At 68.3% G+C, this 12,620-nt stretch carries 14 protein-coding genes and 1 riboswitch; of the genes, 9 read left to right on the top strand and 5 right to left on the bottom strand.

Going from position 1 to position 12,620, the window contains the following annotated elements:
- Positions 1-21 precede the first annotated feature (21 nt).
- On the top strand, positions 22-999 hold the full coding sequence (locus tag J4Z35_RS01585; protein ID WP_006945342.1) for a heme o synthase: 978 nt from the start codon (positions 22-24) through the stop codon (positions 997-999).
- 212 nt (positions 1,000-1,211) lie between these two features.
- On the opposite strand, the gene J4Z35_RS01580 is transcribed toward J4Z35_RS01585, so the two are convergent.
- The 3 genes from J4Z35_RS01580 to J4Z35_RS01570 form a co-directional block, all read right to left on the bottom strand.
- Positions 1,212-2,159: a COX15/CtaA family protein gene (locus J4Z35_RS01580; RefSeq protein ID WP_240742493.1), complete on the bottom strand. Its 948-nt coding sequence runs from the start codon at positions 2,157-2,159 to the stop codon at positions 1,212-1,214.
- Between the two features lie 134 nt (positions 2,160-2,293).
- Positions 2,294-3,133 carry an ABC transporter permease gene (locus J4Z35_RS01575; protein WP_083607145.1) on the bottom strand — a complete coding sequence of 280 codons (840 nt, stop codon included), beginning with the start codon at positions 3,131-3,133 and terminating at the stop codon, positions 2,294-2,296.
- On the bottom strand, positions 3,130-3,873 hold the full coding sequence (locus tag J4Z35_RS01570) for an ABC transporter ATP-binding protein (RefSeq protein ID WP_208065315.1): 744 nt from the start codon (positions 3,871-3,873) through the stop codon (positions 3,130-3,132). The genes J4Z35_RS01575 and J4Z35_RS01570 overlap by 4 nt, the downstream gene beginning before the upstream one ends.
- A gap of 151 nt (positions 3,874-4,024) precedes the next feature.
- On the opposite strand from J4Z35_RS01570, the gene J4Z35_RS01565 reads away from it, so the two are divergent.
- From J4Z35_RS01565 to J4Z35_RS01530, 8 genes are read left to right on the top strand one after another with little or no spacing between them, the layout of a single operon-like run.
- Positions 4,025-4,840 carry a helix-turn-helix domain-containing protein gene (locus J4Z35_RS01565; RefSeq protein WP_074045300.1) on the top strand — a complete coding sequence of 272 codons (816 nt, stop codon included), beginning with the start codon at positions 4,025-4,027 and terminating at the stop codon, positions 4,838-4,840.
- Complete coding sequence (gene sufB, locus J4Z35_RS01560) at positions 4,837-6,255, top strand: Fe-S cluster assembly protein SufB (RefSeq protein WP_006945377.1); 1,419 nt, start codon at positions 4,837-4,839, stop codon at positions 6,253-6,255. The genes J4Z35_RS01565 and sufB overlap by 4 nt, the downstream gene beginning before the upstream one ends.
- Positions 6,255-7,466: a Fe-S cluster assembly protein SufD gene (gene sufD / locus J4Z35_RS01555; RefSeq protein WP_006945352.1), complete on the top strand. Its 1,212-nt coding sequence runs from the start codon at positions 6,255-6,257 to the stop codon at positions 7,464-7,466. The genes sufB and sufD overlap by 1 nt, the downstream gene beginning before the upstream one ends.
- Positions 7,463-7,789 (top strand): non-heme iron oxygenase ferredoxin subunit, encoded by a 327-nt coding sequence (locus J4Z35_RS01550; RefSeq protein WP_006945472.1) that lies wholly within the window; start codon positions 7,463-7,465, stop codon positions 7,787-7,789. Before sufD ends, J4Z35_RS01550 begins: the two co-directional genes overlap by 4 nt.
- Positions 7,790-7,838: 49 nt before the next feature.
- On the top strand, positions 7,839-8,615 hold the full coding sequence (gene sufC / locus J4Z35_RS01545; RefSeq protein ID WP_038568278.1) for a Fe-S cluster assembly ATPase SufC: 777 nt from the start codon (positions 7,839-7,841) through the stop codon (positions 8,613-8,615).
- 2 nt (positions 8,616-8,617) lie between these two features.
- Positions 8,618-9,913, top strand: coding sequence for a SufS family cysteine desulfurase (locus tag J4Z35_RS01540; protein WP_115296208.1), 1,296 nt, complete (start codon positions 8,618-8,620; stop codon positions 9,911-9,913).
- A gap of 1 nt (position 9,914) precedes the next feature.
- Positions 9,915-10,424, top strand: a complete 510-nt coding sequence (gene sufU, locus J4Z35_RS01535; RefSeq protein WP_074045302.1) for a Fe-S cluster assembly sulfur transfer protein SufU — start codon at positions 9,915-9,917, stop codon at positions 10,422-10,424.
- The gene (locus J4Z35_RS01530) at positions 10,421-10,756 is read left to right on the top strand and encodes a metal-sulfur cluster assembly factor (RefSeq protein WP_006945372.1); all 336 of its coding nucleotides are present in this window, start codon (positions 10,421-10,423) and stop codon (positions 10,754-10,756) included. Before sufU ends, J4Z35_RS01530 begins: the two co-directional genes overlap by 4 nt.
- A gap of 88 nt (positions 10,757-10,844) precedes the next feature.
- Here J4Z35_RS01530 and J4Z35_RS01525 read toward each other — a convergent pair whose 3' ends face one another.
- Positions 10,845-11,321 (bottom strand): C40 family peptidase, encoded by a 477-nt coding sequence (locus J4Z35_RS01525; RefSeq protein WP_083603764.1) that lies wholly within the window; start codon positions 11,319-11,321, stop codon positions 10,845-10,847.
- Between the two features lie 3 nt (positions 11,322-11,324).
- Positions 11,325-11,510: riboswitch (cyclic di-AMP (ydaO/yuaA leader) on the bottom strand.
- Between the two features lie 115 nt (positions 11,511-11,625).
- Positions 11,626-12,615, bottom strand: coding sequence for a neutral zinc metallopeptidase (locus J4Z35_RS01520; protein ID WP_136788385.1), 990 nt, complete (start codon positions 12,613-12,615; stop codon positions 11,626-11,628).
- Between the last annotated feature and the right edge of the window lie 5 nt (positions 12,616-12,620).

The following is a 12,620-nucleotide window of genomic DNA, read 5'->3' as shown; positions in this document are numbered from 1 at the left end:
CCGTCTGCCCCGATCGCACCGATGAAGGACACCGTGACAGCGCTCGAACAGGACACGACCGTGCCGAACCGCGAGGCCACAGGCCCCGTCGGTGACCGCTCGCTCAAGGCGAAGATCGGCGACTACGTCGCGCTGACGAAGCCGCGCATCATCGAGTTGCTGCTCGTCACGACGTTCCCGGTGATGTTTCTCGCCGAGCGCGGCGTACCGGAGGCATGGCTCATCGTCGCGACGCTGGTCGGCGGCACGCTGTCGGCGTCCTCGGCGAACGTGCTCAACTGCTACCTCGATCGAGACATCGACAAGCTCATGCACCGCACCGAGGGGCGACCGCTCGTCACGGGGGCGATCACGCCGCGGGCCGCGCTGATCTTCGGCCTCGTGCTCGGCGTCGCCGCGACACTGTGGCTGGGGCTGCTCGTCAACTGGCTGAGCGCATGGCTCTCGCTCGGCGCCATCGTGCTGTACGTGGGCTTCTACACGATCCTGCTGAAGCGCCGCACGTCGCAGAACATCGTGTGGGGCGGCGTCGCCGGATGCATGCCGGTGCTCATCGGCTGGTCCGCCGTCACGAACTCGGTGTCGTGGTCGGCGCTCGTGCTTTTCCTCGTCGTCTTCTTCTGGACGCCGCCGCACTACTGGCCGCTGTCGATGCGGTTCAAGGACGACTACGCGAACGCCGGCGTCCCCATGCTGCCCGTCATCGCCGAGGACGTGACCGTCGGGAAGCAGATCGTCGCCTACTCGTGGGTGACGGTGCTGACGTCGCTCGCGCTCATCCCGATCGCGCCCATGGGATGGATCTACGCCGTCATCGCCGTCGTCTCCGGCGCCGTGTTCCTGCTCGAGGCGCACATGCTGCTCAAGCGCGCAAAGGAAGGCGCCCCGTACTCGGTGCTCAAGCCGATGCGCCTGTTCCACTACTCGATCAGCTACCTGACGCTGCTGTTCATCGGCGTCGCCCTCGACCCGATCTGGTACTACGCGGTCATCCGCTGATCACACCGAGTCACCGAAACGCATCGACTCACTGACGAAGCGGGCCCCACCATCTGGTGAGGCCCGCTTCGTCGTCCGGTGGACACACTCGCGATTCATGTCCACCCCTGCGATTTTCGTCCACATTTGCGGCCACCTGGTCAGGTCCGACGATTGCCGCCGCCAGCGATGAGACGGGTCGTGGTGGAGGGGAAGTCGGCGGAGCAGGCGTCTCAGGGGCGCTCGCGCAGGCAGCAGAGGGCCCAGGTCATCCACGTGACGAGCAGGCACGCGCCGAGCATGTGGAACAGCACCGGCACCCACGGCACGCCCGTGAAGTACTGGACGTAGCCGAGCACGCCCTGCAGCAGAGTGATGACGAGCAGGCCGATCCAGGTGCGTCGCGTGGTGGCAGGGCTGCGCAGGACGAACAGCGAGAGCAGGACGGCGACGACGAGCCCGCAGAACAGCATGACGGTGTCGGCGTGCAGCCACGCGACGCTCCGCGCGTCCCACCCGGTGCGGGCGGGCTCGTCGGCATCACCGCTGTGCGGACCGGAACCGGTCACCATCGTGCCGAGCACGAGAACGACGAACGCGAGAACGGCGGCGATCTTCGCGACGACGGCGATGGGCGTCGGCACGAGCGGTCGCTTCGGCCCGTCGCCCTCACGCCCACGCCACACGAGCCACGCGGACGCCGTGACGAGCAGCATCGACAGCATGAAGTGCAAGGCCACGATGAACGGGTTGAGATCCATGTGAACCGTGATGCCACCGACGACGGCCTGCAGCACGATGCCGAGGACAACGCACCCGGCGGGCAGGAGCAGGCGACGACGCGTGCGAGCCCAGAAGAAGATGCCCAGGCACAGCGCGATGGCGACGATACCGACGACGCCCGTCAGCGTCCGGTTGCCGAACTCGATGTACTTGTGCCAGGACTGTTCCTGCTCCGGCACCGGCGTGTACGAGCCGGGAACGCACTGCGGCCATGTCGGGCACCCGAGCCCCGAACCGGTGAGACGCACGAGCCCACCCGTCACGACGATGCCGATCTCGACGACCAGGTTGAGCCAGAACAGCCGCTTCAACCACGGGTTGACGGGACGAGATTCAGGAGGCGCGACGGGCGCGGCGCCAACGGCCGCGTCGGACGTCATCGGGGAGGAGTGAGTCACGACATCCAAGCGTAGTGGGCGCCCATCACAGATCGGACGCCCGGGCGCGCCTGGGGCGGGGGACCTTCGTCACCACCTGCCGGAGCCACGTGGGCGCTAGGCACAGGCTCGCTTGCCACGCAGCAGGGAAAATTTCAGTCGGACCAGCGGAACAACCGCGACGCGGCGAACGTCAGCACAGCACCCCAGATGACGAGCACGACGAGGGGGAGCGCCAGCGGTCCCGAGCCGGTGAGCGCCGAGCGCAGACCGTCGCCGAGCGCGCCGGTGGGCAGGAAGCGCGCGATCGGCTCCCACCACGACGGGTACTGCGTGGTCGCGAGCAGCAGGCCACCGCCGACGGCGAGCAGGACCCACAGCAGGTTTGCGACGACGAGGACACCCTCGGCGCGGATCCGGCCCGCGACGACGAGAGCGAGCGCGACGAATACCCAGCACGCGAGCAGCAGGAACACGATGGCGAGCGGCACGCCCACCCAGTGCGGGTGCCAGCCGAGCACGAGCCCGAGCCCGCCGAGGACGAGCGTCTGCACCGCGACGACACCGGCGACCGCCACCGCCTTGGCGACGAGCAAGCCGCGGCTGCCGAGGGGCGTCACACCGAGCAGTCGCAGCACGCCGTAGCGTCGGTCGAAGCCCGTCGCGATGGCCTGGCCGGTGAACGCCGTCGACACCACGGCGAGCGCGAGGATGCCCGGCGTCGCGAGGTCGATCCGGCGCCCCGGGCCGAGATCCGGCGTCGAGGCGAAGTGCAGTCCGAGCAGGGCCATCGCCGGGAGCAGCAAGGAGACGAGCAGCTGCTCGCCGTTCGCGAGCAACGTGCGGCCCTCGAACGCCGCCTGGGCGCGCATCCGTCGGCCGGGCGCAGCCGCCCGGGTCGTCGCGTCAGCAGCCATCGAGCGCTTGGAGGGCACCTCGGCCATCGATGTCGTCGAGGACGCCGACGTCGCCGGGGTCGAATCGGGGCGGGTCATCGCGCGGCCTCCGTCAGGTCGAAGTAGACGTCCTCGAGGTCACGCCCGTGGGTGACCGCATCCAGCGTGCCCTGCGCCACGCACGTTCCCGCGTTCATGATGACGACGTGGTCGGCGAGGCGTTCAGCCTCCTCGAACGAATGCGTCGTGACGACGACGCTCGCGCCGCGGTCGCGTTCGTCGCTGATGATCGCCCACACCTCGCGGCGGGCGTGCGGGTCGAGGCCGGCGGTGGGTTCGTCGAGGAACAGCAGGTCGGGCTGCCCCACCATCGCCGCCGCGAGTGCGACCCGCTGGCGCTGGCCCCCGGACAGGCGTCGCACGCTCGTGCGGTTGTACGACGGGATCTCCAGGCGCGCGGCGAGCTCGTCGACGTCGCGGGGGGCGCGGTAGAACGACGCGAGGTGACGCAGCAGCGCCATCGGCTTGGTTCCCATCGGCAGCCCGCCGTCCTGCAGCATGACACCGACGCGCGCGCGATGATCGGCATCGGCGTTCCACGGTTCGACCCCGAGCACCTGGATGCTGCCCGAATCGGGGCGCCGCAGCCCCTCTGCCATCTCGATGACGCTCGTCTTGCCCGCGCCGTTGCGGCCGAGAACGGCCGTCACTCGACCGGCGGGAGCGCTCCACGACAGCCCGCGCAGGGCGGGGTTGCCGGAGTAGGCGTGCGTGACGTCGCGGATGTTGACGGCAGCCCTCGCGGCGCCGTCGTCGGGGCTTGCGGGCAGTTTCGGCACCCGTGAAGTCTACGCGCGACCCGGCGCCGGGCCCGGGCGCGTCGACTCCCGCGTCGAGGTGAGGTGAACCTCAGTTTCACTCTCCGAGGGAATTACGCAACATTGGTGTTGTTAATTTAGGTGTGAGCCGTTCACGCGAAGGAGGTCGACCATGAACACGCCCACGAACGTGAGCACGCAGCAGGCGGCCTCGAACGCAACGGCACCGGCCACCTCGACCCGCGAACGCGTCCGTACGGCCGTCTCCGAGCACGGCCCCGTGACGGCGGCCGAGCTGGGGCAGCGGATGAACCTCACGCCCGCGGCCATGCGCCGTCACCTCGACGCTCTGCTCGCTGACGGCCTCATCGCCGAACGCGAGGCCCCGACGACAGGTGCACGCCGGCGCGGTCGCCCTGCGCGCGCCTACGTCCTCACCGAAGCCGGCCACGGCGCGATGCCCGACGGCTACGATGCTCTCGCCTCGCAGGTCATCGAGCACCTCATCGAGCTCGGGGGAGAGCAGGCACTCGTCGCCGTCGCGCAGGAACGTGCCCGCGAGCTGGCCCACAGCGTCCGTCCCGCCGTCGAGGCCGCCGGTGACGACCCCGACGCCCGCGCCGACGCCCTCGCACGCGCCCTGTCCCGTCAGGGCTTTGCCGCCTCGACGCGTCCCGTCGCGGAGGGAACCCCGCTCGCCGGCGTACAGCTGTGCCAGGGGCACTGCCCGGTGCAGCACGTCGCGGCGAGCCACCCCGAGTTCTGCGAGGCCGAGCGTGCCGCGTTCTCCGAGGTCCTGGGCGTGCACGTGCAGCGCCTGGCCTCCCTCGCGCACGGTGACCACGTCTGCACGACGTTCATCCCGACGCCCGCCGTGCCACGAGTGCAGGACGCCGGCCCGCCAGGACCGCACGCCGCGCCCGGCGTAAGCCGCCACCTCGACACCCCCGACCAGACCGACGCCCACCAGAAGAAGGAGCAGCGATGAGCACCATCGAAGAGCTCAACCCGGGTCTTGCCGACCTCGGCCGCTACGAGTACGGATGGGCGGACACCGACACCGCCGGCGCATCCGCGAAGCGTGGCCTCAACCCCGACATCGTCGCGGACATCTCGGACCGCAAGAACGAGCCGGAGTGGATGAAGAAGCTGCGCATGAAGTCGCTCGGCCTCTTCGAGAAGAAGCCGATGCCGAACTGGGGCAGCGACCTCACGGGCATCGACTTCCAGAACATCAAGTACTTCGTGAAGTCGACGGAGAAGCAGGCCACGACGTGGGACGAGCTTCCCGAGGACATCAAGAACACGTACGACAAGCTCGGCATCCCGGAGGCTGAGAAGCAGCGCCTCATCGCGGGCGTCGCCGCGCAGTACGAGTCTGAGGTCGTCTACCACCAGATCCGTGAGGACCTGGAGGAGAAGGGCGTCATCTTCGTCGACACCGACACGGGCCTGCGTGAGCACGAGGAACTCTTCCGCGAGTACTTCGGCACCGTCATCCCCGCCGGTGACAACAAGTTCGCCGCGCTCAACACGGCCGTATGGTCGGGTGGCTCGTTCATCTACGTGCCGAAGGGTGTCCACGTCGACATCCCGCTGCAGGCCTACTTCCGCATCAACACGGAGAACATGGGCCAGTTCGAGCGCACGCTCATCATCGCCGACGAGGGCTCGTACGTTCACTACGTCGAGGGCTGCACCGCGCCGATCTACAAGACCGACTCGCTTCACTCGGCCGTCGTCGAGATCGTCGTGAAGAAGAACGCACGCGTGCGCTACACGACGATCCAGAACTGGTCGAACAACGTCTACAACCTCGTCACGAAGCGCGCCACCTGCGAGGAGGGCGCGACGATGGAGTGGATCGACGGCAACATCGGTTCCAAGGTGACGATGAAGTACCCGGCCGTCTTCCTCATGGGCGAGCACGCGCGCGGCGAGACGCTGTCGATCGCGTTCGCCGGCGAGGGCCAGCACCAGGACGCCGGCGCCAAGATGGTGCACGCCGCCCCGAACACGAGCTCGACGATCGTGTCGAAGTCCGTCGCCCGTGGCGGTGGCCGTACGTCGTACCGCGGTCTCGTGCAGGTGCTCGAGGGCGCCGAACACTCGAAGAGCTCCGTCGTCTGCGACGCGCTGCTCGTCGACCAGATCTCCCGCTCCGACACCTACCCCTACGTCGACGTCCGTGAGGACGACGTGCAGATGGGCCACGAGGCGACCGTCTCGAAGGTGTCCGAGGACCAGCTGTTCTACCTGCGCAGCCGCGGCCTGTCCGAGGAAGAAGCGATGGCGATGATCGTCCGCGGCTTCGTCGAGCCGATCGCCCGCGAGCTGCCGATGGAATACGCGCTCGAACTCAACCGTCTCATCGAACTCCAGATGGAAGGAGCCGTCGGCTGATGACCGCCGAGATCTCTGAACTGGGCAAGACCTCCCAGGCCACCCTCGCAGGCCAGCACACCGACGGCGGGTTCGTGCCGGACCAGTCGCGCGCCGAGCGCAAGAAGTCGTTCGACGTCGCCGACTTCGGCGTGCCGAGCGGGCGCGAGGAGGAGTGGCGCTTCACCCCCGTCGACCGCCTCTCGCCGCTGCTGGCCGAGAAGGTCACGGACGACGACGCGCTCACCGTCACGATCGAGGGTGAGGGTTTCGAGACCGGCACGCTCGCGATCGGCGAGGCCCCGCGCGGCACCGTCCTGACGCCGGGCGACCGCGCGTCGGTGCTCGCGCACGCGCTGACGCAGGACGCGAGCCACCTCGTCATCCCCGCCGAGGCGGAGCTGACGCAGCCGGTGCGCCTGACGATCCACGGTGAGGGCGCCGACAAGCGCGCCAACGGCCATGTCGTCATCGAGGCCAAGCACCACTCGAAGGCTCTCGTCATCCTCGATCACACCGGCTCCGCGCAGGTGACGGCCAACGTCGAGATCATCACCGAGGACGGCGCCGATCTCACGCTCGTCTCCGTCCAACGCTGGGACGACGACGCGCTGCACCTCGCCGATCACACGGCCCTCGTCGGTCGTGACGCGTCATACCGCCACATCGCGGTGACGCTCGGTGGCGCCATCGTCCGCATGAACTCGAACGTCCGCTACGCGGGCCCCGGCGGCGAGGCGACGCTGCTCGGCGTCTACTTCTCCGACGCCGGTCAGCACCTCGAGCACCGCTCGTTCGTCGACCACAACGCGCCGCGCTGCACCTCCCTCGTCACGTACAAGGGCGCACTGCAGGGCGAGACGGCCCGTACCGTCTGGGTCGGTGACGTGCTGATCCGCGCCGAGGCCGAGGGCATCGAGACGTACGAGCTCAACCGCAACCTCGTCCTGACGGACGGCGCCCGAGCCGACTCCGTGCCGAACCTCGAGATCGAGACCGGCGAGATCGAGGGCGCCGGCCACGCGAGCTCGACGGGCCGTTTCGACGACGAGCAGTTGTTCTACCTGCAAGCACGCGGTATCCCCGAGGCCGAGGCGCGTCGTCTCGTCGTGCGTGGCTTCTTCGCGGACATCATCAACAAGATCGGTGTCCCCGAGGTCGTCGACCCGCTCATGCAGGCCATCGAGGCCGAGCTCGCGGCGACGCAGGAGATCGTCGAGGAGCAGGCATGAGTGAGAACGTCGAGTGGGTCAACCTTGCGAGCGTCGAGGAGATCCCGCAGCCCGGCGCGATCAAGGTCGACGTCGACGACCTCGTCATCTGCCTCGCGAAGGACTCGAACGGCGTCATCCACGCGCTCGATGACACGTGCACGCACGCGGCCGTGTCCCTGTCCGAGGGTGAGGTCGACGACGACGGCATCGAGTGCTGGTTGCACGGCTCGAAGTTCAACTATGAGACGGGCAAGCCGATGAGCCTTCCCGCGATGCAGCCCGTCAACGTCTACCCGACGAAGATCGACGGCTCGGCCGTGTTCGTCGGCATCCCCGCCTGAGCCTGGCGCCGGCGCACCCACCAACTTTTCGAACGAAGGACGAAACACCATGTCTACGCTTGAGATTCGCGACCTCCACGTCACCGTCGAGACGGAGAACGGGACGAAGGAGATCCTCAAGGGCGTCAACCTGACGATCAACTCGGGGGAGACGCACGCCATCATGGGCCCGAACGGCTCCGGCAAGTCGACCCTCGCGTACTCGATCGCGGGTCACCCGAAGTACACGATCACCTCCGGCACCGTGACGCTCGACGGCGAGGACGTTCTCGCGATGGACGTCGACGAGCGCGCCCGCGCCGGCGTCTTCCTCGCGATGCAGTACCCCGTCGAGGTTCCCGGCGTCACCGTCTCCAACTTCCTGCGCACCGCGAAGACAGCCGTCGACGGCGAGGCGCCGAAGCTGCGCACGTGGGTCAAGGACGTCAAGGACGCCATGGGCAACCTCAAGATGGATCCGGCGTTCGCCGACCGCAACGTCAACGAGGGCTTCTCCGGTGGCGAGAAGAAGCGCCACGAGATCCTCCAGATGGAGCTGCTCAAGCCGAAGATGGCGATCCTCGACGAGACCGACTCCGGCCTCGACGTCGACGCGCTGCGCATCGTCTCCGAAGGCGTGAACCGCGCCAAGGCGGAGACGAACTGCGGCGTCCTGCTCATCACGCACTACACGCGCATCCTGCGCTACATCAAGCCCGACCACGTGCACGTGTTCGTGAACGGCCGCGTCGCCGAGGAGGGTGGCCCCGAGCTGGCCGACCGTCTCGAGGCCGAGGGCTACGACCGGTACGTCAACGCGGCGGTCGGCAGCGAGGTCAAGGCCTGATCATGGCTGACGTTTCGTTCGACGCGGCGCGCGTGCGAGAGGATTTTCCCGTGCTCGCGCGCCGCGTCCGCGACGGCAAGCCGCTGGTCTACCTCGACTCCGGCGCGACGTCGCAGAGCCCCGAAGCCGTCATCACGGCCGAGGGTGATTTCTACCGGACGGTGAACGCCGCGGTGCACCGCGGTGCGCACCAGTTGTCGGAGGCGGCGACGGATGCCTACGAGGCGGCTCGTGCCACGATCTCCGGCTTCATCGGTGGTGAGGCCGACGAGATCGTGTTCACGAAGAACGCGACGGAGGCGCTCAACCTCGTCGCGTACGCCTTCAGCAACGCAGGTTTCGACGGCGCGCTCGACGGCGTCGACCCGGAGCTGGCCGAGCGGCTGCGCATCGGCCCGGGTGACGAGATCGTCATCACGCCGATGGAGCATCACGCCAACCTCGTGCCGTGGCAGGAGCTCGCGCGCCGCACGGGCGCCACGCTGCGCTGGTGCGAGATCACCGACGACGGCCGCATCGACCTCGACTCGATGCGGGCGACCGTCGGCGAGAAGACGAAGATCGTCGCGTTCTCGCACGTGTCGAACGTGCTCGGCACGATCAACCCCGTCGACGAGATCAGCGCGATCGCCCGTGAGGTCGGTGCGTGGGTCGTGCTCGACGCGTGCCAGTCGGTGCCGCACATGCCGGTCGACGTGCGCGAGCTCGACGTCGACTTCCTCGCCTTCTCCGGCCACAAGATGCTCGGCCCCACCGGCATCGGCGTGCTGTGGGCGAAGAACACGACGCTCAACGCCATGCCGCCGTTCCTCACCGGCGGTTCGATGATCGAGATCGTCCGGCTCGAAGGCTCGACATACGCGCCCGCGCCGCAGCGCTTCGAGGCGGGCACGCCGAATGCGGCACAGGCCATCGGTCTCGCCGCAGCGTGCGACTACCTCGACGCGCTCGGGATGGCGAACGTCTTCGCGCACGAGCAGGATCTCATCACCTACGCGCTCGAGGGCTTCGCGGCCCGGCCGTGGACCACCGTCCTCGGCCCCCTCGATGCCGCTTCCCGCACGGGCGCCGTCGCGTTCACCGTCGACGAGGTGCACCCGCACGACGTCGGCCAGATCGTCGACGACGCCGGGGTCGCCATCCGCACCGGCCACCACTGCGCGTGGCCGCTGCACCGGCGTCTCAAGGCCGTCGCGAGCAGCCGCATCAGCTTCAACGTGTACTCGACCCGCGAGGACATCGACGCGTTCTTCGCGGCGCTCGATCGCGTGCCGAGCATCTTCGGACTGGAGGTCTGAGATGGATCTGTACCAGGAACTCATCCTCGATCACTCCAAGCACCCGCAGCACGCGGGGCTGCGCGAGCCGTTCGGGGCAGAGAGCCACCACGTCAACACCTCGTGCGGCGACGAGATCACTCTGCGCGTCGACGTCGAGGGCGAGGGTGACGACGCCGTCATCAAGGACGTCAGCTACGACTCGATCGGTTGCTCGATCTCGGTCGCGTCCGCGTCGATGCTCGCCGACAACCTCGTCGGGCACACGCTGCGCGAGGCGCAGGAGGTCTTCGGCGCGACGCGCAGCATGCTGACGAGCAAGGGCAAGGACGCCGGCGACGAAGAGGTCATCGGTGACGCGATCGCGCTCGCCGGGGTCTCGCAGTACCCGGCGCGCGTCAAGTGCGCGCTGCTGTCGTGGTCGGCCCTGCAGGATTCGCTCGGCAAGCTCGGCCTCGACCTCGCCGGGAGCGCCGCGAACAGCACGAACAGCGACACCACCGCCAGCAGCGACAAGGAGATCACGGCATGAGCGAGACAACCACCCCGCCCGTCGAGTCGGACGTCGAGGACGTCAAGGAGGCCCTGCGCGACGTCGTCGACCCCGAGCTCGGCATCAACGTCGTCGACCTCGGCCTCGTCTACGGCATCACCGTCGACGACTCCAAGCACGCCGTCATCGACATGACCCTGACGTCCGCGGCGTGCCCGCTGACCGACGTCATCGAGGAGCAGGTCGCGACGGCGCTCATGGACGTCGTCGCCGGCCACTCCCTCAACTGGGTCTGGATGCCGCCGTGGGGCCCGGACAAGATCACCGACGACGGCCGCGAGCAGCTGCGCGCCCTCGGGTTCAACGTCTGAGCCACCGCTACCGTACGACGAAGCCCGCCACCTCGATGGAGGTGGCGGGCTTCGTCGCGCTGTGCGGCGTGCGTCAGGATCGAACGGATCAGACGCGGCCGAAGCGGTAGGAGGAACCGGCGCGCGCGAGCTGCACACGAGAGCCGGGTCGCGGTGCGTGCCAGACCATGCCGTTGCCGGCGTAGACGGCCGCGTGGTAGGCGTAGCCACCGGAGGTGAGGAACGCAAGGTCACCCGGGCGAGCCGAAGCGCGCGAGACGCGGTACGAGGCACGGTACTGCTGGTTGGCCGTGCGGGGGATCGAGCGACCGACCTGGCGGTAGCTCCAGCTCGTCAGACCCGAGCAGTCGAAGCGCCACGGGCCGGCCGCACCGTAGACGTAGGGGGCGCCGCGTCGGGACGAGGCGCTGGAGACGACGCGGCGAGCGCTCGCCGAGGTGACGGAGGCGCTGGCGGACGAGGCGGTGCCGACCGAGACCGCGCCCAGCGCGGAGGTGGCGAGGGCGGTGCCGACGGCGACCTTGGACGTGTTTCCCAGGAACGAGCGGCGGGACATGTTCTTCATGTCGGATCTCTCCAGGAGCGCTTACGAGGCATGACCTGTCGGGTTCGAGATCCTAGATTCTCGGCCGGCCTGAGCCGGCTTCACCCCAAGAGCCACCAAGGTGGCTCGGATGCTGGGTGCACCGCTCCCGTCGCTCCGCGCAATGCGGTGATACCTGGCCTTCGTGACGGGACTCAGCGACGAAGCAGGGCCGCACCGACGTCGGTGCGGCCCTGCAAGATTACCGTCGGCTCACGGTCGGAACAAATTGAGCGTGCAATCACTTTTGGTCAATTTTCCGACCCGTCCGAGCGTTTTCACGACCTCACTCGACGCTGTCGACGTTGAACGTGTCACACGAGTTGAGGTCGCCCTTCTCGTAGCCGGTCATGAACCACTTCTGCCGAGCCTCCGACGAACCGTGCGTCCAGCTCTCCGGCGTGACGCGACCCTGGGCCTTCTGCTGGATGCGGTCGTCACCGACGGCCGACGCCGCAGACAGCGCTGACTTGATGTCGTCGTCGGTGACCGGCTTGAGCAGCGTGTTGCCGTTCTTGTCCTTCGACTCCGTCGCGTGGGCGACCCAGATGCCGGCGTAGCAGTCGGCCTGCAGTTCGGTACGCACCGAACCCGATTCGGCACCCTTCGGATCCTGCTGTGCGCGGCCGAGCGCACCGAGCAGGTCCTGCACGTGGTGGCCGTACTCGTGGGCCACGACGTACTCCTTCGCCAGGGCGCCGCCATCGGCACCGTACTTGTTCGTCAGTTCTTGGAAGAAGGCGGCGTCGATGTAGACCTTGCGGTCGGTCGGGCAGTAGAACGGGCCCATCTGCGAGCTGGCCGTACCGCAGCCCGAGGACGTCTGCCCGCTGAAGATCACGGTCGGGACGTTCTCGTACTGCGTCCGGCCGTTCGTGAACTTCGGCAGCGCGCTGCCCCAGTAGTCCTGCACCGCGTTGACGGTGCCGACGATGCGGCAGGTGTCGTCACGGTTGGCGTCCGCACCCGTCTTGCACTGCTCGATCGCCTGCGCGACGGAGTCATTCGAACCCGACACGTCCTGCGTGTCCTGGGCATAGCCGTTGAGGCCTGAGCCGTACGAACTGCCCGATGAGCCGGTGCTGCCGCCGCCCGAACTGTCCGGCCCGCCGGTGAGGTTTCCGCCGAAAAGAGCGAAGATGAGCATGAGGATGAGACCGCCGATGCCGCCGACGACCGGGCCCCCGCCCATGCCACCGCCTCCGCCACCGAAGCCACCTGAGCCGCCCGAGGTCACCTGCGAGGTGTCGAGCTGCGCGTTGTCGTTGAACGTCAAGAGAG

The organism is Dermacoccus sp. NHGro5, from assembly GCF_017565385.1.
Taxonomy (GTDB): domain Bacteria; phylum Actinomycetota; class Actinomycetes; order Actinomycetales; family Dermatophilaceae; genus Dermacoccus; species Dermacoccus nishinomiyaensis.
This window is presented reverse-complemented; position numbering and strand designations above follow the sequence as displayed.

What these genes read in the sequence shown, in the direction of transcription:
- J4Z35_RS01585 (WP_006945342.1), top strand. Translation starts at nt 22, where the DNA reads ATGAAGGACACCGTGACAGCGCTCGAACAGGACACGACCGTGCCGAAC.
- J4Z35_RS01575 (WP_083607145.1), bottom strand. Translation starts at nt 3,133, where the DNA reads ATGACCCGCCCCGATTCGACCCCGGCGACGTCGGCGTCCTCGACGACA.
- J4Z35_RS01565 (WP_074045300.1), top strand. Translation starts at nt 4,025, where the DNA reads ATGAACACGCCCACGAACGTGAGCACGCAGCAGGCGGCCTCGAACGCA.
- sufB (WP_006945377.1), top strand. Translation starts at nt 4,837, where the DNA reads ATGAGCACCATCGAAGAGCTCAACCCGGGTCTTGCCGACCTCGGCCGC.
- sufD (WP_006945352.1), top strand. Translation starts at nt 6,255, where the DNA reads ATGACCGCCGAGATCTCTGAACTGGGCAAGACCTCCCAGGCCACCCTC.
- J4Z35_RS01550 (WP_006945472.1), top strand. Translation starts at nt 7,463, where the DNA reads ATGAGTGAGAACGTCGAGTGGGTCAACCTTGCGAGCGTCGAGGAGATC.
- sufC (WP_038568278.1), top strand. Translation starts at nt 7,839, where the DNA reads ATGTCTACGCTTGAGATTCGCGACCTCCACGTCACCGTCGAGACGGAG.
- J4Z35_RS01540 (WP_115296208.1), top strand. Translation starts at nt 8,618, where the DNA reads ATGGCTGACGTTTCGTTCGACGCGGCGCGCGTGCGAGAGGATTTTCCC.
- sufU (WP_074045302.1), top strand. Translation starts at nt 9,915, where the DNA reads ATGGATCTGTACCAGGAACTCATCCTCGATCACTCCAAGCACCCGCAG.
- J4Z35_RS01530 (WP_006945372.1), top strand. Translation starts at nt 10,421, where the DNA reads ATGAGCGAGACAACCACCCCGCCCGTCGAGTCGGACGTCGAGGACGTC.
- J4Z35_RS01525 (WP_083603764.1), bottom strand. Translation starts at nt 11,321, where the DNA reads ATGAAGAACATGTCCCGCCGCTCGTTCCTGGGAAACACGTCCAAGGTC.